Genomic DNA, 22,553 nt, shown 5'->3' with positions numbered 1-22,553 from the left:
CCATGGCTCGCCGCCCACCCGTGGCCCGCCGTCCATCCGCGGCTGCCCGCATACGACCGAGGGCCGGAACCCATTTCTGGATTCCGGCCCTCGGCCTTCAGTAGCGGGGACAGGATTTGAACCTGCGACCTCTGGGTTATGAGCCCAGCGAGCTACCGAGCTGCTCCACCCCGCGTCGGTGAATACGACACTACGCGAGGGAAGCCGACGGAAGCAAATCCATTCGGGGGCGAGTGACCGGGGCCACTCACGCCGACAGCTCCTCGCGCAGCGCGTCCCGCAGCCGCCCCGCCCGCTCCGTGACCTCCGCCGGTCCCAGCTCCGCCGCCCGGGCCGCCCAGCGCTGCCCCTCCGCCAGCTCGCCCCGGCGCGCGTAGACGAGCGCGAGCCGCAGCGCCGCGCGCCCGTGCCCGTCGTCCGCCGCCCGGGTCCACCACACCACGGCCTCCGGCTCGCTGCCCTCGCGCGCCAGCAGCAGCCCGAGGTTGAAGGCGCCGTTGCGCGACCCGGCCTCGGCCGCCGCCCGGTACCAGCGCGCCGCCTCCACCACGTCGCCGCGCGCGGAGGCGAGCATGCCGACCCGCACCTGGGCCCGCCGGTGCCCCTGCTGCGCGGCCCGCTCGTACCACTCCTCGCACTCGGTCTTCTCGTGCGCGCTCTCCCCCAGTTCGTGCGCGGGCCGCGGCGGCCGGCGGGCGTCCAGCAGGGTGGCCAGCCGGTATGCCGCCTCCGCGCTGCCGCCCCCCGCGGCGCAGCGCAGATGCCGCTCGGCGGCCCGCTCGTCGCCCTCGCGCAGCCGGGCCATGCCGACCTGGAGCGCGGCCTCGGTGTGCCCGGCGGCGGCCGCCCGCTCGTACCAGCGCAGCGCCATCGCCTCCTCGCCGCGCCCGGCGTAGAGGATGCCGAGGTTGAAGGCGGCGTCCACGCTGCCGGCCTCGGCCGCCTTGGAGAACCACGGCTCGGCGCCGGAGGTGTCGCCGACCTGGAGCAGCAGGATGGCCAGCGCGTTGGCGGCCTCCCTGTGCCCGGCGTAGGCGGCGCGCCGGTACCACTGCTCGGCCTGCGCGGTGCGCCCCTGCTCGGCGCAGAGCAGGGCGAGGTTGTAGGCGCCGTTGTCGTCGCCCGCGTCCAGCGCGGCCCGGTACCAGCGCTCGGCGGTCTGGGTCTCGCCGCGTTCGGCGTGCAGCGCGCCGAGCGCGTTGGCCGCGTTGCCGTCGCCCTCCTGGGCGGCGCGCAGCCACCACACGGCCGCGCTCTCGGTGTCCCCGGCGTCCCGCAGCAGGAAGCCGAGGGCGCAGGCGGCACGCGGTTCGCCGTCCTTGGCGGCGGTCAGGTACCAGCGCCCGGCCTCCTTCAGCTCGCCGCGCTGCTCCAGGATCGCCCCGAGGTGCAGAGCGGCCCGCCGGTGACCGCGCGCGGCGGCCTGCCGGTACCACTGCTCGGCCTCCTCGGCGGTGTCGTCGTCCGCGGCCGCGTCCCGGCGCCCGGTCCCGTGCTCGTCGTCGAGGCGCCCGGTCCCGCGGTCGAGGGCGCGCGCCACCCGGTAGGCGGCCTCCCGGTGCCCGCGCTCGGCGGCGAGCCGCATCCAGTGCCCGGCGGTGGCGTCCCCGCGGTGCTCCAGCAGGTCGGCGAGCGCGTAGATGCCGAGGACGTGGCCCTGTTCGGCGGACTGGCGCAGCCAGTACTCGGCGGCGGGTTCGTCGCCGCGTTCGCGGTGGTAGCGGCCGAGCGCGTGCCCGGCGGCGGCGGAACCGGCGACGGCGGCGATGCGCCACCAGCCCGCGGCCTCGTCGGGGTACCCGCGCTGGTGCAGCAGGACGCCCAGGTTGTTGGCGGCGGCCCGGTCACCGGCCGCGGTGGCGGCCCGCAGATGGGGTTCGGCCCCTTCGAGGTCGCCGCGGCGCAGCAGCATGGCACCGAGGACGCTGGCGGCCTCCGCGTCACCGTTGCGTGCGGCGAGCGCGAGGCGTACCTCGTCGGCGGCGTCGGCCATGTCGCCCATCTCGTCGCGGGCCGGCCCCTCACCAGAAGTCTGTACAAATCGCCCTGAGTCGAACAGAGTTGCCTTGTCCCCCATAACGTCCATCGTCGCACCACCCGCAACCTGGGTACACCCGGTATACCCCACCCCGTGAGGTCACTTCAGCGTTTTGTCGACATGCCCACAGGACGACAAGTCAAACACATACCGCCCAACTCCTCACGGCGGCGCGGCCGGTGGCGCCTTCCCCGATCCCGCCCCGATACGTGTCCGCACACCACGAAGGCCCGGATCCCCTTGAGGATCCGGGCCTTCGTATTGCAGTAGCGGGGACAGGATTTGAACCTGCGACCTCTGGGTTATGAGCCCAGCGAGCTACCGAGCTGCTCCACCCCGCGTCGTTGTTCCTCAACCGTATCACGACACGGGACGGCCTCGGTCAGCCCTTGTTCCCGCCCTTCTTGCCCGTGGCCTGGTGCTCCGCCTTCTCGGCCCGCTCCAGCGCGGACTTGAGGTCCTTCTGGGCCTTGGCGTAGGCGGCCCAGTCCGGGCCGTCCGGCTGCTTCAGCGCCTTCTGTCCCGCGTCGAAGGCCTTCTGGGCGTCGACCAGGGCCTGCCGGACCGTCGGATCGCCGGACGCGGGCGGGGCGGCGGCGCCGGTGTCCGGCGGCGCGGTCGTGTCGCCCTGCTTGCCGAAGATCTTGTCCAGTGCCTCGCCCAACGTGTTCTCGAACGCCGGCGGCTTGCCCGCGTAGGTGACCAACACCTTGCGCTGCAACGGCAGTTTGAGTCCACCGCCGCGTACGTAGACCGGCTCCACATAGAGCAGTCCGCCGTCCAGCGGCACGGTCAGCAGGTTGCCGTACTCCACCTCCGAGTCGCCGCCCTTGAGGAGTTTGATGGCGGCGGCGATGTCCTGTTCGGAGTTGAACTGGCTCTGCACCTGCTTGGGACCGTCGACCGTCTGGCTGGTGGGCAGCTTCAGGATTCTGATCTTGCCGTAATCGGCGCTGTCCGCCTCGGAGTCGACCGACATGAAGGCGCTGAGGCTGTACCGGCCGGCCGGCGTGAACGTGGTCGACAGCGAGAACGCCTGCTTGCTCTGGCCGGGCATCTTCATGCTCAGGTAGTACGGCGGCACCGCGTCACCCGACTTGTTGGTCGGGTCGGCCGGCACCTGCCAGACCTCGCTGCCGGTGAGGAAGGTCTGCGCGTCCGTCACGTGGTAGCGGGTGAGCAGCTCGCGCTGGACCTTGAACAGGTCCTGCGGGTACCGCAGATGGGACAGCAGCTGCGGCGAGATGGCGCTCTTCGGCCGCACCGTGCCGGGGAACGCCTTCATCCAGGTCTTCAGCACCGGGTCCTGGGTGTCCCACTGGTAGAGCCTGACCTCGCCGGTGTACGCGTCGACGGTCGCCTTCACCGAGTTGCGGATGTAGTTGACCTGGTTCTGCTGGGCGACCACGCTGCGGTCGTCCCGGCCGGTGCTCAGCGAGTCGGCCGTGGTGTCGCCGAGGGTCGTACGGGAGGAGTACGGGTAGCCGTTCGACGTCGTGTAGGCGTCGACGATCCACTGTATGCGGCCGTCGACGACGGCCGGGTAGGCGTCGCCGTCGATGGTCAGCCAGGGGGCGACCGCCTCGACCCGCTCCTTGGGCGTGCGGTTGTACAGGATCCGCGAACCCTTGCCGATCGCGCCCGAGTAGAGGATCTGCGGCTCGTTGAACGCCACCGCGTACGCGGCCCGGTTGACCGGGTTGTCGAGGTTGACCCCGCTCTTGCCGGTGTAACTGGTGGTCTTCTCGCCGTGGTCGTCGGTGGAGTAGTCGATCTCCTTCTGGGGACCGCCGACGATGGAGTAGGTGGTGGTCTTCTCGCCGTAGTAGACCTGCGGCCGGTAGCCGCCCAGGTCGCCCTCGGGCGGCAGGTTGTACTCGGTGAAGACGGGCTCGCCGTCGTCGGCCTCGGTGCCCTTGGCGGCGACCACGCCGTAGCCGTGCGTGTAACGGAAATGGTCGTTGATCCAGTTGTGCTTGATCCCCTTGCCCTTGAGGTTCAGCTCGCGCACGCCTATGACGGTGTCCTGGAGCTTGCCGTCCTTGGTGGGGTACCGGTCGACGTCCAGGTTGGCCGGGAAGCCGTAGTAGTCCTTCACCTGCTGCGCCTGCTGGAATGTCGGCGAGACGATGTTCGGGTCCATGATCCGGATGCTCGCCGCGTCGTCCGCGTCCGCGCGCAGCTTGGCGTCGTCCTTGGTGTCGGGCTTGCCCTCGTACTTGACGACCTGGCTGTCGTCGATGCCGTACGCCTTGCGGGTCGCCGCGATGTTCTTCTGGACGTACGGGGCTTCCTTGGCCTGCTCGTTGGGCTGGACCTGGAACTTCTGCACGATCGCCGGGTACAGCCCGCCGATCAGGACCGCCGACAGCACCATCAGGCCGAAGCCGATGACGGACAGCTGCCAGGTGCGCCGCCACAGGGTCGCGAAGAACAGCAGCGCGCAGATGACGGCGATGCAGAACAGGATCGTCTTGGCCGGCAGGTAGGCGTTGGCGTCGACATAGCGCAGACCGGTCCAGTCGCCGGCCTTGAAGCCGCTGGACTTCACCGCGAGTCCGTACCGGTCGAGCCAGTAGGCGACCGCCTTGAGGGCGACGAAGAGGCCGAGCAGCACCGAGAGGTGCCCGGTCGCGGCGGCGGTGGCGCGCGCGCCGGGGCTGGTGAGGCGCAGCCCGCCGTACAGGTAGTGGGTGAAGGCGGCGGCGATCAGGCACAGGATCACGGCGGCGAAGCCGAAGGCCAGCAGGAACCGGTACCAGGGCAGTTCGAAGGCGTAGAAGGAGATGTCCAGGTGGAACTGGGGGTCCTTCTGGTGGAAGGGGACCCCGTTCACCCACATCAGCCACGTGCGCCACTGGCCTGCGGCGGAGGCGCCCGCGATCAGCCCGACCAGGGCGCTGATCGCGACCAGCAGCCAGGTCTTGTACGGCGCGAGACCCATCCGGTAGCGGTCCAGGTTCTGCTGCTCCATGGACATGGCGCTCAGCGGGGGCCGCAGCCGGTGCGCGAGCCAGATGTTCAGGCCGACCACGAAGGCGGTGAGCAGACCGAAGACGAAGAACAGGCCGATCTTGGTCCACAGTGTGGTGGTGAACACGGACGAGTAGTGCACCGACCGGTACCACAGCCAGTCCGTCCAGAAGCCGGCGAACATGCTGAACGCCATGCCGAGGACGGCGAGCACGCCCAGGGTCAGGATGAGGACCCTGACCCGCCGGGACGGACGGCCCGCTCCGGTCCGTGGCCCCCTGGGGCCTTGGCCGCGGTCCGGCATCTGGAAAGCCAAGGTGCGCCCCTCGAAGTTCGCTCTCGATCCATCAGGTCCCCGTTCTCGCGGACCCCTGGTGGCCCCCCGTGATCGCGGGCCGACACCTATGCAACTTACCCAGGCCCTGCTCGGTTCCCGATTCGGGTGGGGAACCAGGCAGGATTGTGCCCATGTCCAACACTCCCATGGCAGCGAACCCGCTCACCCGGGCCGTACTCGAGATCGACGAGTACGTCTCCGGCCTCGGCTGGGACCAGCCCGCTCGCCTCTTCGCCCTCGTCGACACCGCCCGGCTGCGCAGCCAGGAACCCGCGCTCGCGGCCCAGCTGGGCCTCGAGGACGAGTCCGAGACCGTCGGTCTCACCCCGATCGAGCAGGACGAGATCCCGTCCGGCAAGCCGCTCGACGAGTTCCTCGCCACCATCGCCTGGCCGGACGCGGTGGTCGGCTGCGCGCTCACGGTGGAGCGGCTGATGCTGCCGCCGTCCGCCGAGGCACAGGTCCCGAAGGGCCTCGGTGAGGCCGGGCTGGCCAAGTGGGTGGCCGACCACCCCGAGCGCCAGGAGGTGCGGATGACGGTGGCGGTGCTGCGCGACGGCGGCCGCGAGTCGGCGCTGCGGCTGCGCGAGAAGGACTCCCCCACGGAGGTCCTGACCGGCCCGGACCTGGTGCCCGGTCTCGCGGATGCCCTGGCGGCGACGTTCGCCGACTGATCCGGCTCCACGGTACGGCGGTGGGGGCGCCCCTGGTCGAACGGGCGCCCCCAGCCGTGCCGGGGCCCGGGTCCGCGCGGGTCAGCCCTTGGCGCCGCACAGCGGCAGCGCCGCGGTGTCCCCGCTGCGGATGTCCTTGAGGGCGCCCAGCGCGTCCTTGATCGTCTTCACCTTGACCAGGGTGAGCCCGCTCGGCTTGTCCGCGGCGGCCTCCGCGCAGTTGTCGGCCGGCGTCAGGAAGTACTGGGCGCCCTTGCCGCGCGCGCCGAGGGTCTTCATGTCGACGCCGCCGATCGGGCCGACCGTGCCGTTGTCGTCGATGGTGCCGGTGCCGGCCACGAACTTGCCGCCGGTCAGGCTGCCCGGGGTGAGCTTGTCGTAGATGCCGAGCGCGAACATCAGACCGGCGCTCGGGCCGCCGACGTCGGCGAGCTTGATGTCGATGCTGAACGGGAAGGTGTGGTCGGTCCCGGCCGAGATCCCGACGATCGCCCGCTTGGGGCCGCTGTCGTCGGAGGCGGCCGTGGTGATCGTGACGTCCTGGGTCGCCGTGGCCGTCCGGTGGGCCTTCTCTGCGGCGGCCTGCTCCTTGGCGGGCACGACGGTGAAGACGACCTTCTGGCCCGGCTTGTGCTTGGTGACCAGCTTGGCCACGTCGGAGGGCTGCTTGACCGCGGCGCCGTCGACGGCCTTGATCACGTCGCCGGCGTGCAGCCTGCCCTGGGCCGGGGAGTCCTTGACCACGGTGGAGACGATCACCCAGGACTTCACCGGGACGTTCAGCTGCTTCAGGGCGGCGACCTTGGCGCTCTCCTGGGACTGGCTGAACTCCTCCGCGTTCTGCTGGGAGGACTGCTCCTCCGTCGTGCCCTTCGGGTAGAGCGTGTCGTGCGGCACCACCTTGCTGTCGCGCGACAGCCAGCCGTAGACGGCCTCCACCAGGTTCATCCGGAAGTCCACGCTGGTCACCCGCACGGTGGTCATGTTGAGATGGCCGTCCGTCGGATACGTCTTGCGCCCGGAGATCTGCAGCACCGGCTCGCCCTGGTGCTCCCCGAGCGTGTTCACCGTCGGTCCGGGGGACATCTCCGCGTACGGCGCGGGAATGAGCATCCCGGCGCACAGGAGCGCGATCAGCATCAGGGTCGAGGCGAGCATCGTCGCGGTGCGGCGTGGCATGCCTCGACAGTACGGGACGCCCCTGTCGGCGCACTGTCAGGGCACCCCTGTCAGGCGCCGCCCGCGCCCGAGTGGGACCTCTCCATCGCCTCGCGGAACCGGGCGTACCCGTCCAGCTCGGGACCGTCACTGCGCACCTTGCGCGTCCGGTTGGCCCAACTGCCCCACAGCCCGCCGCCGATCGCTGCCACAAGCGGAATCAACAGCCAGACAAGCGCGCCCATGCCGACCTCCCAACGCTGAGCGTCCGCAACTGACTGATCAGCAGATTAACCGCCCGCACCGACAACGCTCACGTGCGGGGGCCGGTCACGCAACCGGAAAGAGCAGTGGGCGGGGGTGACGGGCCCGCTCCGGTGAGCCGGACGGGTGATGCGTCAGCAGGCCCCGACCCACTCCTCGGTCCCGTCGGAGAACTTCTGGTGCTTCCAGATGGGCACCTCGTGCTTGAGGTCGTCGATCAGTCTGCGGCAGGCGTCGAATGCCTCCGCCCGGTGCGGACACGCCACGGCGACGATCACGGCGATGTCCCCGACCGCCAGCTCCCCGACCCGGTGCACGGCGGCCAGCGCCCGCACCGGATAGTCGGCGGCGACCTTCTCCGCGATCCGCCGTATCTCGGACTCGGCACTGGGGTGGCAGGAGTACCCGAGCGCGTCCACGTCGGCACCGCCGTCGTGATTGCGCACCGTGCCCACGAACAGCGCGATACCGCCGGCCGCCGCGTCCCCGACGGCGCCGAACACCTCGTCCACCGAGAGCGCGGTCTCCCGCACCCCGATCAACCTGATGGGATCCGCCGCGGCCCGCTCCCCGGAATGCCCACTCGTCTCAGCCATGCCCCCATCGTGCCGCACGGGTGTGACAGCGAGGAATACGAGGTTCGCCCGGCACGGGTGCGGCCCGCTTTGGACGCTCCTACAGCGGCCCGGCCGGCGGCGCCGCGAGCACCGTCAGCGCCGCCGGGCCTTCCGGGCCCGCCGCACCACGGCCGCGGCGCCCAGCAGCGCCACCGTCGCGCCCGCGGCCCCCGCCGCCGTCGCGTCCTTGCGCCCCAGTCGCCGGCCGGCGACCGTGTGCCGTCCGGCCACCTCCTCCAGCAGCTCGGCGAGCACCTCCTCGTTGGTCCACCGCGGCCGCCACCCGGCGTCGTGCAGCCGGCTCCCGCTGACCACCCACGGGTACATCGTGTAGGCCAGGTCACCGGCCGGGGACGGGGTGAGCCCGATCCGGTGCAGCCGGGCCGCGGCGCCGAGCGCGACCGCCGAGGGCAGCTCCATCCGCCGGATGCCGCTGAGCTCCTCGACCTCCTCCTGCTCCAGCCAGCCGTCGCAGCCGACGGCCAGCTCCCCCTCGACCTTCTCCAGCACCGCGTACTCCAGGGCGGCGCACAGGTCCTCGACGTGGCAGAACTGCCACGCGGGCCGCGAGCCGGCCACGACCAGCAGCCGCGGGGACTCGAAGTACCGGGTCAGCGCGGTGTCCGTGCCGCCGACGAGCAGGGCGGGCCGCACCACGGTGACGTTCAGACCGGGGTGCGCCCGGGGCGCGCGCCGCGCCAGGCGCTCGATCTCCAGCAGGTCGCCGACGCCGGTGGCCTCGGCGGTCGCCCGCAGCTCGGCGTCCTCGGACAGGGGCAGCTCGTTGTCCGGCAGGGCGCCGTAGACCATGGCGGAGGTGCACAGCACCACCCGGTGCACCCCGGCCGCCGCGGCGGCGGTGAGCACGGTCTGCGTCCCCCGGACGTTGTAAGCGGTCCGCGCGGCCGGGTCGCTGCCCAGGTCCAGGTCCAGGGCGAGGTGGACGACCACGTCGGCGCCGCGCAGCTTGTCCGCGATGGCCGGATCGCGCACGTCCAGGACATGCCACTGCGCCTCGGCGCACTCCCCCCGCCGCTCGTCGATCGCGACGACCCGCCTGACCTCCTCCGACGCGGCGAGCCGCGCGGTGAGCAGGGCGCCCACGCCGGTCGCGGCGCCCGTGACCGCGACGACGGGCCCGCGCACGGCGGGGGTGTGCCCGGCGGACGGGGCTGACTGGTTTCGCGCTGCGCGAACCTGCGGATCTGGGGAACTCACCCGGCATCTCCAGCGGTTGTCTTCTGTACGGGCGTGAGTGACGCGCGCGTACGAGGTGCATCCATCCTGCCGCAGGCCTTCCGCGGGCGAAGCACCGAGGCCCGATCGGGTCCGGGTGTCTACGCTGGGTGGTGTTGTCGGGCAGCCGCGCCGCCGGAGAAGACCGGTGGCCTTACCAGCCGAGGAATCCCGTGAGTGACACCCCATTCGGTTTCGGCCTTCCGCCGGAGGAGCCGGAGGACGGCGACGAGGGCAAGAAGAAGGACCAGCAGAGCGGTGGTGGGCAGGGACCGGCCAATCCGTTCGGTTTCGGCGGCATGCCCGGAGCCGGTGGCTTTGGCGGCCCCGGCGCCGACAATCCGCTCGCAGCCATGTTCGGCTCGCTGAACCCCACCGATCTCGGTGCCGCGTTCCAGCAGCTGGGCCAGATGCTCTCCTACGAGGGCGGCCCGGTGAACTGGGACATGGCCAAGCAGATCGCCCGCCAGACGGTCGCCCAGGGCACCGCGGACGGCACCAAGGACGCCAGCGTGGGCCCCGCCGAGCGCAAGGCGGTCGAGGACGCCGTACGCCTGGCCGACCTGTGGCTGGACGACGTGACGTCCCTGCCGTCCGGCTCCGCCTCCGCGGTCGCCTGGTCGCGCGCGGAGTGGGTCGAGGCGACCCTGCCCGCCTGGCAGGAGCTGGTCGACCCGGTCGCCGAGCGGGTCGGCGCGGCCATGGGCGATGTGCTGCCCGAGGAGATGCAGGCCATGGCGGGCCCGCTGATCGGCATGATGCGCTCCATGGGCGGCGCCATGTTCGGCACGCAGATCGGGCAGGCCGTCGGCGTGCTCGCGGGCGAGGTCGTCGGCTCCACCGACATCGGCCTGCCGCTCGGCCCGGCCCGCAAGGCCGCGCTGCTGCCGGCCAATGTGGAGGCGTTCGGCAAGGACCTCAGCGTGCCCCTGGAGGAGGTGCGGCTCTACCTGGCCCTGCGCGAGGCCGCCCACCAGCGCCTGTTCGCGCACGTGCCGTGGCTGCGCTCGCACCTGTTCGGCGCGGTCGACGGCTACGCGCGCGGCATCAAGGTCGACACCGCGAAGCTGGAGGACGTGGTCGGCCAGTTCGACCCGCAGAACCCCGAGCAGCTGCAGGACGCGCTCCAGCAGGGCATGTTCCAGCCCGAGGACACGCCCGAGCAGAAGGCCGCCCTGGCCCGGCTGGAGACCGCCCTGGCGCTCGTGGAGGGCTGGGTGGACGCGGTGGTCCACGCGGCCGCGAAACCGCGTCTGTCGTCCGCCGACGCGCTGCGCGAGACGCTGCGCCGCCGCCGGGCGACCGGCGGCCCGGCGGAGCAGACGTTCGCCACGCTGATCGGCCTGGAGCTGCGCCCGCGCCGGCTGCGGGACGCCTCGCGCCTGTGGGCCTCGCTCGCGGACGCGCGCGGCACCGACGGCCGGGACGCCCTGTGGCACCACCCGGACATGCTGCCGACCGCGACCGACCTGGACGACCCGGACGGCTTCGTCCACCGCGAGCAGCTGGACTTCTCCGAGCTGGACAAGATCCTCGGCGAGGCGGCGGACAAGCCCGACCTGCACAAGAAGACCGACGACGGCGAGGCCGGCGACTCCAAGGGCGACGACACCGAGTGAGCCTGTACGACGACGCGGTCCTCGTGCTGAAGGGGCACGAGGGCCAGGACGAGCTGCGCCAGTCCTACCTGGACCACCTGGCGGCGCACCCGGACGGCATCTGGAAGGCCTGCCACTCGGGCCATGTGACGGCGAGCGCCCTGGTGATCGACCCCGAGCGCGGCCGGGTGCTGCTCACCCTGCACCGGAAGCTGCGGATGTGGCTCCAGATGGGCGGCCACTGCGAGCCGGGCGACGCCACCCTGGCGGCGGCCGCGCTGCGCGAGGCGACCGAGGAGTCCGGCATGGCCGGGCTGACCCTGCTGCCCGGCGGCCCGGTGCGCCTGGACCGGCACCCCATCCCGCCGCCGTGCCACACGCACTACGACGTCCAGTACGCGGCGCTCGCCCCGCCCGGCGCCGTCGAGGCGATCAGCGACGAGTCCCTCGACCTGCGCTGGTTCGCGTACGACGAGGTCGCGGGCGTGGCCGACGGCTCGGTCGCCCAGCTGCTGGAGGCGACCCGCGCGCGGCTGTGAACGGGTGAGGGGGCGACCGCGACGGCGGTCGCCCCCTCACGCGCTCATCCGGTCAGCTCCAGACGTTGCCGCGGTTCTGGCCGCGCGCGCCCTGCTGGCCCATCCCCCACTGGCCGGCGATGCCCTGGATCTGCGCGTTCTGCGGTGGCAGCAGCTCGCTGGGCTGCACCAGGGCGAACCCGGAGCCCATGAAGCTCAGCTCCCAGCCCTCCCCGGTGTTGCCGCGCCGCCGCCACACCCCGGAGGAGTGCGTCTGGGCCTGCATCTGCACCCGCAGCCCGGTCGACCAGGCCACGATCGCGTCGGCGTCGCAGTTGACGTACCGGTCCGGGGTGACCCGCATCAGCAGCGGGGCGCCGGAGGTCATCAGGGCGACCCGGCCGCGCCCGGTGATGTTCAGCTGGTACTTCCCGGAGCCGGAGATGCCGTAGAGGCTGTCGACGGCGATGACCTCGTGGTGCAGCGAGGAGTCCATGGCGAGGACGTAGGAGCTGTCGACGGTCAGCCCCTCCGGCTCGACGTCCATGATGTGCACGTGCTGGGCGAGGTTGGCCAGGTAGACGGTGCCCTGTCCGTGACAGCGCATCAGGTCCAGGCCCTCGCCGGTGTGTGCTCGCGCGCGCCGCTGGCTGCCGCTGCGGTACTCGGCGTCGAACTCGACCAGGCCCTGGTAGGCGACCATGGTGCCCTTGCGGGCCAGGACGTCGTCGTTGCCCTCCATGACGACCCGGAGCAGCTGCGGGTTCTGCAGGCTCCAGCGCTCCTGCGTCTGGTTGTCGTTGTACGCGAAAATCGGGCTCTGCATGGCGTGTTCTGACTCCCCCTCAGCCCCGGAACCGCAGGCGGTCGGTGCTGTCCTCACTGGGCTGGACGACGACGATGCCCTGTCCGGAGAAGGCCATCTGGTAGGCCTCGCCGCTGCCCCGGCCGATCAGCGACTGCGCCTTGAAGCTGCGCTTGCCCTTGACCTTCAGGTTCGGCGACCAGGCGACGAGCGCGTCCGGGTCGACGTAGGTCTCGTCCTCGCCGCCGCCGCAGTCGACGACGATCGGGGTGCCCCGAGAGGTCAGCGCGACCCAGCCCTGGCCGGTGATCCGCGTGTTCCACAGGCCCTGCCCGGCGAACTTGGCCAGCCCCTTGACCCGCTCCACGCCCCAGCTGAGGTGGGCGTCGAAGGCGAGCAGGTTGGTGGCGTTGACGGAGATGCCGTCGCCGTCGAGGTTGATCACCACGACGTTGGCGCCGTAGTCGGCGAGGTAGAGCAGTCCGTCCCCGGAGCACTTCATCAGCGGGGCGCCCTCGCCGGTGATCCAGTCGCGGGCGATCTGGCGCACGGCCGGCGGGTTGGGCTCGTACTGGACGAAGCCCTCGTAGGCGACCATCGAGCCGACGCGCGCGAAGAGGTCGTTGCCGGTCTGCATGGCGACCTTGAGCATGTGGTCGCCGTGGTTCTCCATGCGGGCGGTGACGGGTGCGGGAGCGAAGCCCGCGAGCGGCTGGTTCATGACGGGCTCCCTCAGACCTCGTACGGCTGGACGACGATGAAGTTGCCGGGCGCGCCCCGGAACTGGAGGTTGACGCTTTCGCCGGTGTCGCCGGGGTAGGCGTTGCGGCGCATGCGGACCTGGCTGGAGACGATCACCTGGGAGGCCGCCGACCAGGCCACCACCGCGTTGCAGTCGGCGAAGGTGGTCGGGGTGACCGGCAGCACCACGGGGGTGCCGTGCGTCTTGACGACGATGGTGCCGGTGCCCTGGAACTGCATGGTGAACAGCGCGCCGCCGGGGATGCCGTGGCCCTCGATGCGGCGGACCTCGTACTGGAGGCTCTCGTCGAAGGCGAGCACGTTCTCGGCGGAGACACAGATCGCGTCGCCCTGGAGTTCGACAGGGTGCAGGTTGGTGGCGTTGTCGGCGAGGAACACCTGGCCCTGGCCGGTGCAGCGCATCAGCTGCATCTCCTGGCCGGTGGCGTTACCGACGATCCGTCCGGCGAAACCGGCGCCCTTGTAACCGAAGTCGACCTTGCCCTGGTACAGCACCATGCTGCCCTGCTTGGCCAGCACCGGCTGCCCGCCGGCACCGAGGTCGACCCGCATGAGCTTCTTGTTCTGGAGGGTCCAGCGCTGCCCGGTGGGCGTCTCCTTGAACTTCCGCAGCGCGGCCCCCACTCCGGCGCCGCCCTGCGGGGCGCCCTGGGGCACACCGTAGGCGGCGGCCTGGCCGGGGACCTGGCCGTAGCCCGGGGGCATGGGCGCACCGGGCTGACCGCCGTAGCCCGGGGGCATCGGCGCGCCGGGCGCACCCGCGTGGGGCGGCTGCGGCGACTGGGCGTCGTACGACGGCTGCTGCGGCGGCCGGCCGTGGGGCGCGGGGGCCGGAGCGGGAGCGGGCGGCGGGACCGCCCCGCCGGGCGGGGTCAGGGGGGCGATGACCGTCGGCGCGCCGTGCACGTCCGGCGCGGCCGGGGGCGGGGTCTGGCCGGGCGGGGTGAAGCCCTGCGGAGGGGTACCGCCCGGTGGGGTGAAGTCGTGGGCGCCGGACTGCGGGCCCGGGGCGGCGACCGGCTGCGGGCCCGGGGCGGGGGGCGGGACGGGCGCGGGGGCGGACTGCGGGCCGGGGGCGGTGAAGGCGGGCGGGGCGGCGGCCTCGGCCGGCGGGGCGAAGGGGGGCGGGGCGAAGCCGGGGGCGGCGCCGGACCGCGGCTGCTCCGGCGGCGCGTCGGGCGCCTCCTCCTCCAGCACCTCGCCGCCGAAGTTCCGCAGCAGCGCCTCCAGACCGCCGTCGAAGCCCTGCCCGACCGCGGCGAACCGCCAGCCGTCCTTGAAGTAGAAGTCACCGAGCATGACGGCGCGCTCGGTGGAGAACTCCGCACCGTTGAAGGAGTAGCGGGCGACCTCCTCGCCGCCCGCGACGATCCGCAGGTAGCCGGGGCCGATCTGCGACATCTGTCCGGCGCCGTCGATGGTCGCCGTGAAGGACAGCTTGCGGATGTGCGCCGGGACGCGGTCGAGGGTGACCCGGAACGACTCCGTGTCGCCCGCCTGGGCGCCGAGCAGTTGGAGGGACTCCTCCGGCGACTTCGGCTGGTTGAAGAAGATGAAGTACCGGTCGTCCGAAAGCCGTTCGTCGGCGTCCAGCCCGAAACAGCTGATGTCGAAGGTCAGTCCGGGGCCGGCGATCTGCACGCCTACGTACAGATCGGTGCCCGCGGTGAGGTCACTGATCCTGGCCTTGTGGCCGCGTTGGAAGTCCCTGGCCATGCGATACGACCGTCCCCCATCCCGATGGTGAGTGCGTCGCGCCAGGCTAACGGCTGTGACCGACAACCACCCCCGCCGGTCCCCGTCGGTACAGACCCGGTACACAACCGGGCCCGACCGCGCACACGGAACCGGCGGAGGGACCGGTCGGAGGGAGCGGTCACCCGGACCGGTCTCGGGCGGCGGCCGTCCACCGCGGGTCCGTCACTCGTCGCGCGCGCCGGGAGCGTGCGGCAGCCGTGCGGCGGCGACCACCCCTTCGAGATAGCCGCGGGCGCGTTCGGTGCGCGGGTATGCCTCCAGCAGCCGCCAGAAGTCGGCTCCGTGACCGGGGACCAGAAGGTGCGCCAGCTCGTGGCAGAGCACGTAGTCGATGACGTACTCGGGCATGCCCTGGAGCCGGTGCGAGAGGCGGATGCTGCCCTCGGCGGGGGTGCACGAACCCCAGCGGGTGTTCTGGTTGGTGACCCAGCGCACGGAGGCCGGGCGGGCGCGGCCGTCGAAGAACTGGGCCGACAGCCGTTCGGCGCGCTCGGTCAGCGCGCTGTCACCGAGGACCCGCCGGCTCTCCTGGGCGGCGAGTTTGTCGAGCATGACGGTCACCCAGCGTTGTTCCTCCGCCTTCGACATCCGGGCGGGGATCAGCACGACAGTGCGATCGCCCTCGCGGTACGCGGAGACCGTCCGGCGGCGCCGGGCGCTTCTGCGGACCTCGATCGCGCTCGTCGTGCCGCGCTGTGTCTTTCCGGCGCGGTGCAGTGGGTCGGCGGGCACGCCCCGACGTTACCCGCTGGGCCCCGGCGAAGTCCCGGCTCCCGGACGGTTCGGTGCGGATCCCCACCGCGGGTTTGATTTGCGTGACGATCCAAGTATCCGATTTGCACCTTTTCTAGAGTTTCGCGAACTTCACCCCTTCCATCCCTGCTGACACTCCCGCGAGTTGCCACCACCCCTGCCGGTTCATATGAAGAACTCCCTCGCCTGTGGATAACTTTCCGCGCCGCGCGGGCCGGGCGTGCATGCTGGCAGGTGTCGGCGGAACACGACCAATTCCGCCGGAGTCTCGACGGATACCCAGATACACGGACACGGGAGACGGGGGCCGGGCATGCATCCGATGGTAAAACCCGCGCTGCGGCGCGGCTGGCGGGACCTCGGCACGGTGCAGTTCGGGATGACCGCCGCGCACGCGCTGACGCTCGGCCCGATGGACGCCGCCACGGGCGGTCTCCTCGACCTGCTCAACGGCACCCGGGGGCTGCCGCTGCTGCGCGCGGAGGCCCGCCGCCTCGACCTGCCGGACGGCCACGTCGACGCGCTGGTGGACCGGCTGGCCCGCGCGGGCCTCGTCGACGACGCGCGCGGCGGCGGGCCGGCCGCGGACGCGCTGCGCGGCAAGCCGGAGGTGCTGCGGCGGCTGCGCCCCGATCTGGCCTCGCTCTCCTTGACCACGCCCGAGCCGGGCGGCGCGCTCGCCCGGCTCGCCGCCCGGCGCGCGCTGCGGGTCCGGGTGCGGGGCGCGGGCCGGGTCGGGGCGGTGCTGGCGGCGGTGCTCGCGGGCGCGGGCGTCGGCGAGGTGGAGGTGCTCGACGAGGGCCGGGTGCGGCCGGAGGACGTGGCACCCGGCGGGCTGCCCGCCGAGTCGGTCGGCCGGCCCCGCCGGACGGCCGCGGCGGCCGCCGTCCGCCGGGCCGCCCCGGACCGCCCGCCCCGCCGCGCCCACTCCCCCGGTTCCGGGGCCGAGGAGCCCGGTCTGTCCCTGGTGATCCTCGCGCCGCGGGACGAGGTGGCCGTGCACGCCCCGGATCCGCGCGCCGCCGAGCCGCTGCTCGCCTCGGGCACCCCGCATCTGTACGCCGGTGTGGTGGAGGGCACGGGCGTGGTCGGCCCACTGGTGCTGCCCGGCGAGACGGCCTGTGCCGGCTGTCTGCACGAGAGCCGCACGGACCGGGACCCGGCCTGGCCCCGGCTGCTCGCCCAGTGGCGCTCCGGCGGCTCCCGCCACCCCGGGGCCTGTGACCTGGCTCTCGCCACGACGGTCGCCGGGCTGGCCGCGGCCCACGCCCTGGCCTTCCTCGACGGTGTGTCGCCGTCCGGCCCGGGCGCCCGCTGGGAGGCGTCCCTGCCCGGTCTGACCTGGCACGCACGCCCTCTGTGGCCGCATCCGGCCTGCGGCTGCGGGGCCGCGCGGCGGGCCGGTAAGAAAGCAGAGGCGGAACACACACCGACCGGCGGGCCCGCACGCGCGACAATGGCGGTGCAACGGCCGTCGACGGAGCGGGCACGCGAAGCGGGCGCGGCACGGCCGACAGGGACTTGGAGGGCGCATGTCTGATCTTCCCCGCAAGGCGGTCACCCGTACCGCCAAGCTCGCCGCGCTCCCGCTCGGCTTCGCCGGCCGGGCGACCTGGGGCCTGGGCAAGCGGATCGTGGGCGAGTCCGCGGAGATCGTCGGCCGGGAGCTGCAGCAGCGCACGGCGGAGCAGCTCTTCAAGGTGCTCGGGGAGCTGAAGGGCGGGGCCATGAAGTTCGGGCAGGCCCTGTCCGTCTTCGAGTCGGCGCTGCCCGAGGAGGTCGCCGGCCCCTATCGGGCGGCCCTGACCAAGCTCCAGGAGGCGGCCCCGCCGATGCCGACCCGCACGGTGCACGCGGTGCTGGAGGAGCGGCTGGGCCCGGACTGGCGCGAGCTGTTCGAGGAGTTCGAGGACAAGCCGGCGGCCGCGGCCTCGATCGGCCAGGTGCACCGGGCGGTGTGGCACGACGGCCGCGAGGTGGCGGTCAAGGTGCAGTACCCGGGCGCGGGCGAGGCACTGTTGTCCGACCTCGGCCAACTGGGCCGGTTCGCCCGGTTGTTGGGGCCGCTCATCCCGGGCATGGACATAAAGCCGCTGATCGCCGAGTTGCGGGACCGGGTCTCCGAGGAGCTGGACTACGGGCTGGAGGCCGCGGCCCAGACGGCCCACGCGGAGGAGTTCGCGGGCGACCCGGACGTGGTGGTCCCGGCCGTGGTGCACCAGTGCGACCAGGTGCTGGTCACGGAGTGGATGGACGGCGTCCCGCTGTCCGAGATCATCGCCGACGGCACCCCGGAGCAGCGGGACCGGGCCGGCCAGCTGCTCGCCCGCTTCCTGTTCTCGGGCCCGGCCCGCACCGGGCTGCTGCACGCGGACCCGCATCCGGGCAACTTCCGGCTGCTGCCCGGCGGCCCGGACGGCGAGGACGACTGGCGCCTCGGGGTCCTGGACTTCGGCACCGTCGACCGGCTGCCCGGGGGGCTGCCGACCCCGATCGGGATCTCCCTGCGGCTGACGCTGGACGGCGACGCCGAGACGGTCTACGAACTGCTCTGCGAGGAGGGCTTCGTCAAGGAGTCGATAGAGCTCGATCCGGACGCGGTCCTCGACTATCTGCTGCCGATCATCGAGCCGGCCCGTGTCGACGCGTTCACCTTCACCCGCTCCTGGATGCGCGGCCAGGCCGCCCGCATCGCCGACCCGCGCTCACCCGCCTACCAGCTAGGCAAGCGGCTCAACCTGCCCCCGGCGTACCTCCTGATCCACCGGGTGACCCTGAGCACCATCGGCGTGCTGTGCCAGCTGGGCGCCACGGTCCGGCTGCGCGACGAGCTCGAAGCCTGGCTCCCCGGCTTCGCCCTCGACGACCTTCCGGAGGACGACCCGACCGAGGAGGAGTCGGCGGCGCAGGCCTGATCCCGGGACGCCCCGAGGCGGCCGGAGCGGCCCCGGGGGTGGTGGTCACCACCACGCCGAGTCCAGCCGGCCCTCGATGGAGCGGAGGTTCTCACGGGAGCAGGTGTCGCAGAAGTGGACCGGGGTGCCGTTCTCCACGGAGCAGGTCCAGGTGACCGGGTGGGGGCCGGGGGCGGGGATGCCGCAGCGTGCGCACAGCAGGGGTGCCGGGCGCTCCGGGGAGCCGCCCTGATCGCTTCCTGGGGGAAGACTCGTCACCCGGTGACGATAACTCCGTGAGCGTCCGGCGGCGCGCAGAACGCACCGCGGGGGCCGGTCCGTTCGGCCGGACCGGCCCCCGCGGGGAGCGTCTCGGCCCCCCGGTCCGCGCCGGGAGGCCACCGCTGTTCAGGTGTGGCTCTTACTGCATGACCGCCATGGCGAGCGCCCGGCGGGCGCGCAGCGAGGCGCGCTCCGCCCGGCGCTGCATCCGCTGGGCGACGGCCAGGCGCGTGGCCTGGCGCTCCCGGCGGGCGTCATGCAACCGGTCGTGCATATGCGCACGTGCCAGGGCTTCTTGCATGAGTTGCATCTCTCGGGTCCTGTTCTGGCGCGCTTCGGTGGCGCCGGTGGTGCGGGAATCTGTGGTCGCGGAGCCTGCGGGCTCGCTGGCGGACGGCTTCATCGGGGCCTGCTTCTTGGGGTCGTGCGTGAGGGGACGGTCGATTGTTCCTGTGGTGTTCATGCCGTGACCGGGTTCTTCCGCGGGCGGCCACGCGGCCGCTTCCGGGCGACGACGACACCCTGCACGAACAGCTCGCCACCCCAGACGCCCCAGGGCTCGCGCCGCTCCTTGGCCCCGGCGAGGCAGGCCTCGATCAGCGGGCAGGTGCGGCACAGGGACTTGGCGTACTCCACGTCCGCGGGCGACTCGGCGAAGAAGACCTCCGGGTCGTAGGAGCGGCACGGAACGGGCACGCCGAGGTTCTCGATGGCGTCGTCGAGCGCGGTGAGCGCGGTGAGCGGGATCAAGGCGGGGTCCTCCGTGAGGCCGGGCGGGGGGATCGTTTGCGAAGGCGGTACGGACGGGGCGTGCGCTTCGAGTTGCACGGTTGGTCTTCCTCGTCTGGTCGTTCCGGCCGGTTGACCGGGTGGCGGCTGGTACCGGGTTCTTTTCTTGTCCCGAGGCCCCTTCGCGGTGTCCTCCCCGTTCGGGAAAAACTGAAGGGCCGCGGATCCCGGATGGGGTTCCGCGGCCCTGAAGGCGCCGGCCTGATCAGGTCAGGCTGGATAGCTCCAGGGTTTTGGCCCACGGAAGGCCCACATCTGGTGGTGCTGCGTCGTCTGCTTCCGGAATCCGGCACCGGCCGCTGCAAAGGCATAGGCGCCTGCCTGTGCCACTACCGCTTCCAGTGCCTTGGTCGGTCGCTCATTGCGCTCATCACGGGCAGGGAGGCCCGCGAGAGCCAGGGCGGAGGCCGGACGGACGGCACGAATGCCGGACAGACCGGTGCCCTGGTGGGAGGCGCCGAGGATGCACAGGGAGACGGTCGAGCGATCGGTCAGTTTGGCCGTGCCGTTGGTGCTGAAGTTGATGCTGATCACCGGACTCGCCTCCTCTCGGCGTCTCAGGGACTGGTGAACCAGTCCGTTTCGTATGTGCAAGTACATCACGGAGGCCGGGCCTTGGAGAAGGCCGCTGCTTCCGTGCCTAGAACCTATGGGGATTCGCGGCGCGTGCGCAAACTATTTTTTCGACGAGTTCGCATCAGTCGTCCGCGTCCTCGCCCCCAACCTCCTGACCTGCGCAGATGGCCAGCACATCGGCTCCGTAGCTGCGCAGCTTGCGGCTGAGGACGCCGGGGATGCGGGAGAGTTCGGCGGCGCTGTCCGGCCGGGCCTCCGCGATGGCCATCAGGGTGCGGTCGGTGAAGACGCAGAAGTCCGGCTGACCGCTCTGCGCGGCCTGCGCCGCCCGCCACTCGCGCAGCCGCTCGTAGAGCCCTTCGTCCATGTCGGAGGGGCAGTCCTCGCAGCGCATCAGTTTCATCTCGCCGGCGTCGGTGAGGGTGCGGCCGCAGACCCGGCAGCGGGCCGGGGTGCGCTGGGTGCGCCGGGGCACCGCGGCCGCCGCGGCGGCGGCGAGGACGCCGCGCTCGACGCCGCCGACGGTCGCGGCAGCGCCGCGGCCCACGGTGGGGGTGGTGCCGGGGCGCAGTCCGTCGAGGAAGCGGCTGGGCCTGCGATTCGGGCGGCCGCCGGGCGAGCGGGAGAGGGCCCAGGAGACATGGAGGCGTTCTCGCGCGCGGGTGACGCCGACGTAGAGCAGTCGGCGCTCCTCCTCGATCTGCTCGTCCGTCTTCGCGTAGGTGATGGGCAGCATGCCCTCGGCGACGCCCACCAGGAAGACGGCGTCCCATTCGAGGCCCTTGGCGGCGTGCAGCGAGGCGAGGGTGACGCCCTGGACGGTGGGGGCGTGCTGGGCGTTCGCCCGCTCGTCCAGTTCCGCCACGAAGTCGCCGAGGGTGGCGCCCGGGCGGGCGGCGGCGAGGTCCTGGGCGAGGTTGACCAGCGCGGCGAGGGACTCCCAGCGTTCTCTGACGGCGCCGGAGCCGGCCGGGGGCACGGGGGTCCAGCCGCCCTCGCCGGACAGCACGGCGCGGACCTGGGAGGGCAGGTCCACGGCGCCGTCCAGCAGGGCGTCGTTGCCGCCGAAGCGGGCGGCGCCGCGCAGGGCGATGCCGGCCTTGCGCACCTCGGGCCGGTCGAAGAAGCGCTCGGCGCCGCGCAGCTGATAGGGCACGCCGGCGTCGGCCAGGGCCTGCTCGTAGGTCTCGGACTGGGAGTTGGTGCGGAACAGGACGGCGATCTCGGCGGCCGGGACGCCGGCGTCGATCAGCTCGCGGATGCGGCGGGCGGCGCCCTCGGCCTCGGCCGGCTCGTCGGTGTACTCGGCGTAGACGGGTTCGGGGCCGGAGGGGCGCTGGGAGACGAGTTCCAGCCGGTGGTCGGCGGCGCGGCCGTGGGCCTGGGCGAGCAGGCCGTTGGCCAGGCGGACGACCTGGGGCGTGGAGCGGTAGTCGCGGACCAGCTTGACGACGGTGGCGCCCGGGTACCGGACGCGGAAGTCGAGGAGGTGGTCGGGCGTTGCTCCGGTGAACGAGTAGATGGTCTGGCTGGCGTCGCCGACGACGCACAGGTCGTCGCGCTCGCCGAGCCACAGTTCCAGCAGGCGCTGCTGGAGGGGGCTGACGTCCTGGTACTCGTCCACCACGAAGTGCTGGTACTGGGCGCGGATCTGCTCGGCGATGTCGTGCCGGTCCTGGAGGATGGCGACGGTGAGCAGCAGCACGTCCTCGAAGTCGATCACCGCGCGGTCGCGTTTGAGGTCCTCGTAGGCCGCGTACAGGTGGGCGATCTCGGCGGGGTCGCGGGGGGCCTCGCGGCCGGCCTTCGCCGCCGCGTACGGGTAGTCGGCCGGGATCGTCTGGGTGACCTTGCACCATTCGATCTCGCTGGTGACGTCGCGCAGCTCGCCCCGGTCGAGCCGGGTGCCGAGGGCCGCGGCCGCGTCGGCGACGAGCTGGATCTTGCGGTCGATCAGCCGGGGCATGCCGCCACCGATGGCTTTCGGCCAGAAGTACTGGAGCTGGCGCAGGGCCGCGGAGTGGAAGGTGCGGGCCTGGACGCCCTGGGCGCCGAGCTGGCGCAGCCGGCCGCGCATCTCTCCGGCGGCGCGGTTGGTGAAGGTGACGGCGAGGACGCTGGTGGGCTGGAGGACCCCGGCGCGCACCCCGTAGGCGATGCGGTGGGTGATCGCCCGGGTCTTGCCGGTGCCCGCGCCGGCCAGCACACACACCGGGCCGCGCAGGGCGGTGGCCACCTCGCGCTGCTCGGGATCGAGCCCTTCGAGCACCGCGTCGGCGGAGTCCGGGACATCCGGTACCTGCGGGAAGAGGGGGGAGTGCGTTGCTGCTGTCACACCAGCCATGCTGCCAGGTCGCCCGGGACGGCCGCGCCGGTTGTCCACAGGCGGGGTGTGATGGTCGTACCGATGCGGTGGGAGTCACAGCGAGGCGGCCGGTCCGGCCCGATACCCCCCGTGGGAATGGCGGGCCGGTCGCCCGCGTTCACTGTGCGGACGACGTTTTTCCGAGCTGCCTGAGGA

At 72.5% G+C, this 22,553-nt stretch carries 20 protein-coding genes and 2 tRNA genes; 5 read left to right on the top strand and 17 right to left on the bottom strand.

The window, feature by feature from the left end; translation table 11 throughout:
• Window positions 1-101: 101 nt before the first annotated feature.
• From ACSP97_RS23590 to ACSP97_RS23575, 4 genes are all read right to left on the bottom strand, one after another.
• Window positions 102-175, bottom strand: a tRNA-Met gene (locus ACSP97_RS23590).
• 72 nt (window positions 176-247) lie between these two features.
• The gene (locus tag ACSP97_RS23585) at window positions 248-2,086 is read right to left on the bottom strand and encodes a sel1 repeat family protein (RefSeq protein WP_440554136.1); all 1,839 of its coding nucleotides are present in this window, start codon (window positions 2,084-2,086) and stop codon (window positions 248-250) included.
• Window positions 2,087-2,305: 219 nt separating this feature from the next.
• A tRNA-Met gene (locus ACSP97_RS23580) sits at window positions 2,306-2,379 on the bottom strand.
• Window positions 2,380-2,420: 41 nt separating this feature from the next.
• Window positions 2,421-5,315 (bottom strand): UPF0182 family membrane protein, encoded by a 2,895-nt coding sequence (locus ACSP97_RS23575; RefSeq protein WP_440558473.1) that lies wholly within the window; start codon window positions 5,313-5,315, stop codon window positions 2,421-2,423.
• Window positions 5,316-5,479: 164 nt separating this feature from the next.
• On the opposite strand from ACSP97_RS23575, the gene ACSP97_RS23570 reads away from it, so the two are divergent.
• The gene (locus ACSP97_RS23570) at window positions 5,480-6,022 is read left to right on the top strand and encodes a PPA1309 family protein (protein ID WP_440554135.1); all 543 of its coding nucleotides are present in this window, start codon (window positions 5,480-5,482) and stop codon (window positions 6,020-6,022) included.
• Between the two features lie 81 nt (window positions 6,023-6,103).
• Here ACSP97_RS23570 and ACSP97_RS23565 read toward each other — a convergent pair whose 3' ends face one another.
• The 4 genes from ACSP97_RS23565 to ACSP97_RS23550 all read right to left on the bottom strand — a co-directional run bounded on the left by ACSP97_RS23565 (window position 6,104) and on the right by ACSP97_RS23550 (window position 9,279).
• Entirely contained in the window at window positions 6,104-7,201 is a 1,098-nt protein-coding gene (locus tag ACSP97_RS23565) for a YlbL family protein (RefSeq protein ID WP_355150341.1), read from the bottom strand.
• A gap of 50 nt (window positions 7,202-7,251) precedes the next feature.
• Window positions 7,252-7,392, bottom strand: coding sequence for a hypothetical protein (locus ACSP97_RS23560; protein ID WP_355150545.1), 141 nt, complete (start codon window positions 7,390-7,392; stop codon window positions 7,252-7,254).
• 186 nt (window positions 7,393-7,578) lie between these two features.
• Complete coding sequence (locus tag ACSP97_RS23555) at window positions 7,579-8,040, bottom strand: molybdenum cofactor biosynthesis protein MoaE (RefSeq protein ID WP_355150339.1); 462 nt, start codon at window positions 8,038-8,040, stop codon at window positions 7,579-7,581.
• Between the two features lie 114 nt (window positions 8,041-8,154).
• Window positions 8,155-9,279 carry an SDR family oxidoreductase gene (locus tag ACSP97_RS23550; protein ID WP_355326191.1) on the bottom strand — a complete coding sequence of 375 codons (1,125 nt, stop codon included), beginning with the start codon at window positions 9,277-9,279 and terminating at the stop codon, window positions 8,155-8,157.
• Between the two features lie 191 nt (window positions 9,280-9,470).
• Here ACSP97_RS23550 and ACSP97_RS23545 point away from each other — a divergent pair, with 191 nt between their 5' ends.
• Entirely contained in the window at window positions 9,471-10,916 is a 1,446-nt protein-coding gene (locus ACSP97_RS23545; RefSeq protein WP_355150335.1) for a zinc-dependent metalloprotease, read from the top strand.
• Window positions 10,913-11,434: an NUDIX hydrolase gene (locus tag ACSP97_RS23540; protein WP_355150333.1), complete on the top strand. Its 522-nt coding sequence runs from the start codon at window positions 10,913-10,915 to the stop codon at window positions 11,432-11,434. Before ACSP97_RS23545 ends, ACSP97_RS23540 begins: the two co-directional genes overlap by 4 nt.
• A gap of 52 nt (window positions 11,435-11,486) precedes the next feature.
• Here ACSP97_RS23540 and ACSP97_RS23535 read toward each other — a convergent pair whose 3' ends face one another.
• The 4 genes from ACSP97_RS23535 to ACSP97_RS23520 form a co-directional block, all read right to left on the bottom strand.
• Window positions 11,487-12,239 (bottom strand): AIM24 family protein, encoded by a 753-nt coding sequence (locus ACSP97_RS23535; protein WP_355150331.1) that lies wholly within the window; start codon window positions 12,237-12,239, stop codon window positions 11,487-11,489.
• Between the two features lie 19 nt (window positions 12,240-12,258).
• The gene (locus ACSP97_RS23530) at window positions 12,259-12,939 is read right to left on the bottom strand and encodes an AIM24 family protein (protein WP_070026854.1); all 681 of its coding nucleotides are present in this window, start codon (window positions 12,937-12,939) and stop codon (window positions 12,259-12,261) included.
• 11 nt (window positions 12,940-12,950) lie between these two features.
• Entirely contained in the window at window positions 12,951-14,696 is a 1,746-nt protein-coding gene (locus ACSP97_RS23525) for a TerD family protein (RefSeq protein ID WP_440554131.1), read from the bottom strand.
• A 204-nt stretch (window positions 14,697-14,900) separates the two neighbouring features.
• A complete protein-coding gene (locus ACSP97_RS23520; RefSeq protein WP_355150327.1) occupies window positions 14,901-15,470 on the bottom strand; it encodes a M48 metallopeptidase family protein in 570 nt (189 codons plus the stop codon).
• A gap of 334 nt (window positions 15,471-15,804) precedes the next feature.
• On the opposite strand from ACSP97_RS23520, the gene ACSP97_RS23515 reads away from it, so the two are divergent.
• Both ACSP97_RS23515 and ACSP97_RS23510 read left to right on the top strand, forming a co-directional pair.
• A complete protein-coding gene (locus ACSP97_RS23515; RefSeq protein ID WP_440554129.1) occupies window positions 15,805-17,031 on the top strand; it encodes a TOMM precursor leader peptide-binding protein in 1,227 nt (408 codons plus the stop codon).
• On the top strand, window positions 17,024-18,406 hold the full coding sequence (locus tag ACSP97_RS23510; protein WP_355150323.1) for an ABC1 kinase family protein: 1,383 nt from the start codon (window positions 17,024-17,026) through the stop codon (window positions 18,404-18,406). Before ACSP97_RS23515 ends, ACSP97_RS23510 begins: the two co-directional genes overlap by 8 nt.
• A 45-nt stretch (window positions 18,407-18,451) precedes the next feature.
• Here the strand turns inward: ACSP97_RS23510 and ACSP97_RS23505 are convergent, their stop codons facing one another.
• From ACSP97_RS23505 to ACSP97_RS23485, 5 genes are all read right to left on the bottom strand, one after another.
• Complete coding sequence (locus ACSP97_RS23505) at window positions 18,452-18,664, bottom strand: hypothetical protein (RefSeq protein WP_358274141.1); 213 nt, start codon at window positions 18,662-18,664, stop codon at window positions 18,452-18,454.
• 142 nt (window positions 18,665-18,806) lie between these two features.
• Window positions 18,807-19,130 carry a hypothetical protein gene (locus ACSP97_RS23500; protein ID WP_355150319.1) on the bottom strand — a complete coding sequence of 108 codons (324 nt, stop codon included), beginning with the start codon at window positions 19,128-19,130 and terminating at the stop codon, window positions 18,807-18,809.
• Entirely contained in the window at window positions 19,127-19,495 is a 369-nt protein-coding gene (locus ACSP97_RS23495; protein WP_070026864.1) for a WhiB family transcriptional regulator, read from the bottom strand. The genes ACSP97_RS23500 and ACSP97_RS23495 overlap by 4 nt, the downstream gene beginning before the upstream one ends.
• Before the next feature lie 171 nt (window positions 19,496-19,666).
• The gene (locus tag ACSP97_RS23490; protein ID WP_355526137.1) at window positions 19,667-19,990 is read right to left on the bottom strand and encodes a hypothetical protein; all 324 of its coding nucleotides are present in this window, start codon (window positions 19,988-19,990) and stop codon (window positions 19,667-19,669) included.
• A 163-nt stretch (window positions 19,991-20,153) separates the two neighbouring features.
• On the bottom strand, window positions 20,154-22,367 hold the full coding sequence (locus ACSP97_RS23485) for an ATP-dependent DNA helicase UvrD2 (protein ID WP_355526140.1): 2,214 nt from the start codon (window positions 22,365-22,367) through the stop codon (window positions 20,154-20,156).
• Window positions 22,368-22,553 lie beyond the last annotated feature (186 nt).

Origin of the sequence: Streptomyces sp. SCPE 10, assembly GCF_051980735.1 — a bacterium.
GTDB classification, from domain to species: Bacteria; Actinomycetota; Actinomycetes; order Streptomycetales; family Streptomycetaceae; genus Streptomyces; species Streptomyces misionensis.
The sequence above is the reverse complement of the archived record's forward strand: the minus strand, read 5'-3'. Positions and strand labels throughout refer to the sequence as shown.

What these genes read in the sequence shown, in the direction of transcription:
- ACSP97_RS23525 (WP_440554131.1), bottom strand. Translation starts at nt 14,696, where the DNA reads ATGGCCAGGGACTTCCAACGCGGCCACAAGGCCAGGATCAGTGACCTC.
- ACSP97_RS23565 (WP_355150341.1), bottom strand. Translation starts at nt 7,201, where the DNA reads ATGCCACGCCGCACCGCGACGATGCTCGCCTCGACCCTGATGCTGATC.
- ACSP97_RS23570 (WP_440554135.1), top strand. Translation starts at nt 5,480, where the DNA reads ATGTCCAACACTCCCATGGCAGCGAACCCGCTCACCCGGGCCGTACTC.
- ACSP97_RS23515 (WP_440554129.1), top strand. Translation starts at nt 15,805, where the DNA reads ATGCATCCGATGGTAAAACCCGCGCTGCGGCGCGGCTGGCGGGACCTC.
- ACSP97_RS23535 (WP_355150331.1), bottom strand. Translation starts at nt 12,239, where the DNA reads ATGCAGAGCCCGATTTTCGCGTACAACGACAACCAGACGCAGGAGCGC.
- ACSP97_RS23530 (WP_070026854.1), bottom strand. Translation starts at nt 12,939, where the DNA reads ATGAACCAGCCGCTCGCGGGCTTCGCTCCCGCACCCGTCACCGCCCGC.
- ACSP97_RS23500 (WP_355150319.1), bottom strand. Translation starts at nt 19,130, where the DNA reads ATGAACACCACAGGAACAATCGACCGTCCCCTCACGCACGACCCCAAG.
- ACSP97_RS23510 (WP_355150323.1), top strand. Translation starts at nt 17,024, where the DNA reads ATGTCTGATCTTCCCCGCAAGGCGGTCACCCGTACCGCCAAGCTCGCC.
- ACSP97_RS23555 (WP_355150339.1), bottom strand. Translation starts at nt 8,040, where the DNA reads ATGGCTGAGACGAGTGGGCATTCCGGGGAGCGGGCCGCGGCGGATCCC.
- ACSP97_RS23575 (WP_440558473.1), bottom strand. Translation starts at nt 5,315, where the DNA reads ATGCCGGACCGCGGCCAAGGCCCCAGGGGGCCACGGACCGGAGCGGGC.
- ACSP97_RS23585 (WP_440554136.1), bottom strand. Translation starts at nt 2,086, where the DNA reads ATGGACGTTATGGGGGACAAGGCAACTCTGTTCGACTCAGGGCGATTT.